This is a genomic window from Bacillus altitudinis 41KF2b, assembly GCF_000691145.1.
Taxonomy (GTDB): Bacteria; Bacillota; Bacilli; order Bacillales; family Bacillaceae; genus Bacillus; species Bacillus altitudinis.
In genome coordinates this window covers 1-1,440 of sequence record NZ_ASJC01000030.1, presented here as the reverse complement: position 1 = coordinate 1,440, position 1,440 = coordinate 1, and the positions used below count along the sequence as shown (strand labels likewise).

The following is a 1,440-nucleotide window of genomic DNA, read 5'->3' as shown; positions in this document are numbered from 1 at the left end:
TGAAGTGCACCCCATATATTAGACACAGTCTAACATTTGGAGGTGCTTTTCTTTTGGCTAAATTTACAATTGAAGATAAAATCAAAGCGGTAAAACGATACCTCATTGACCGCGAACCCCTGCTTGGAATTGCAAAACAGATTGGCGTGCACAAAAGCATACTTCAATATTGGGTCAGAAAGTATCAATATCATGGCGAAAAAGCTTTTTCGAAGTCATATACAAATTATCCAGTCCAATATAAACTAGACGTACTTGATTATATGAATGAACATGGGACGTCTATCTTGGAAACAGCTGCACTCTTTAACCTGCCTTCTGATACCACGCTTTGGAACTGGAAGCGCATCTTGAAAACACAAGGAGTAGACGCCCTTCAATCTAAGAAAAAGGGGCGTCCGTCTATGAAAAAGAAAACTGGAAAACAAGACATAACGAAAGGTTCAATGGAAGCTTTACAGGCAGAAGTAGAACATTTGCGCATGGAAAATGAGTATTTAAAAAAGTTGAATGCCTTAGTTCAAAACAAGGAACAATCACCAAACAAGACAAAGCGCAAGTAGTCTATGATTTAAGGCATCAATATCCGGTGAAATCACTTCTTAAGCTCGCATGTATTCCACGCAGTACCTACTATTACTTGATCAAGCATTTAGATCGTCCTGATCAGGATGTCGAACTGAAAAAGATGATTCAAACCATTTATCAGGAACATCAAGGACGTTATGGATATCGCCGGATTCGTGATGAACTAATCAACCGAGGACAAAAGGTAAATCACAAAAAAGTCCAGCGCATCATGAAAGTTCTAGGGCTAAAATGCATGGTCCGAGTGAAGAAATATCGTTCATACAGAGGCACAGTGAACAAAATAGCGCCTAATATATTGGCTCGTCATTTTCAAGCTGATAGGCCAAATGAGAAATGGGTCACAGATATAACGGAGTTCAAGTTATTTGGTCAGAAGCTCTATCTTTCGCCCATATTAGATCTATTTAATGGTGAAATCATTACCTATACAGTCGGTTCAAGACCTGTTTATTCACTCGTCTCAACGATGCTTCATCAGGCGTTCAATCGTTTAGATGAAGATGAGAAACCAATGATACATTCTGATCAAGGATGGCATTACCAAATGAAGCAATATAGACACGACTTAAAAAAGCGTGGGATTACACAGAGTATGTCCCGAAAAGGTAACTGTTACGATAACGCAGTTATCGAGAACTTTTTTGGTATCTTAAAGTCTGAATTTCTATACCTAAAAAAATTTGAGAACATCGAACACTTCAAGCAAGAACTTGAACAATATATTGACTACTACAATCACACACGTATAAAGACAAAACTAAAAGGCATGAGTCCGATACAATATCGAACTCATGCCTCGAAAGCTGTCTCATAAAAAAACCGCGTCTAAATTTAGGGGGTCACTTCACT

At 38.4% G+C, this 1,440-nt stretch carries 1 protein-coding gene; it reads left to right on the top strand.

Translation table 11 applies throughout. From position 1 onward, the window contains the following. Positions 1-53: 53 nt before the first annotated feature. Positions 54-1,405 (top strand): IS3 family transposase gene (locus tag BA79_RS19330; protein ID WP_144610368.1). Its coding sequence is split into 2 segments (ribosomal slippage): positions 54-498 and positions 498-1,405, totalling 1,353 coding nucleotides; the frame shifts between segments, so codons are not numbered across the junction. Positions 1,406-1,440: the final 35 nt, after the last annotated feature.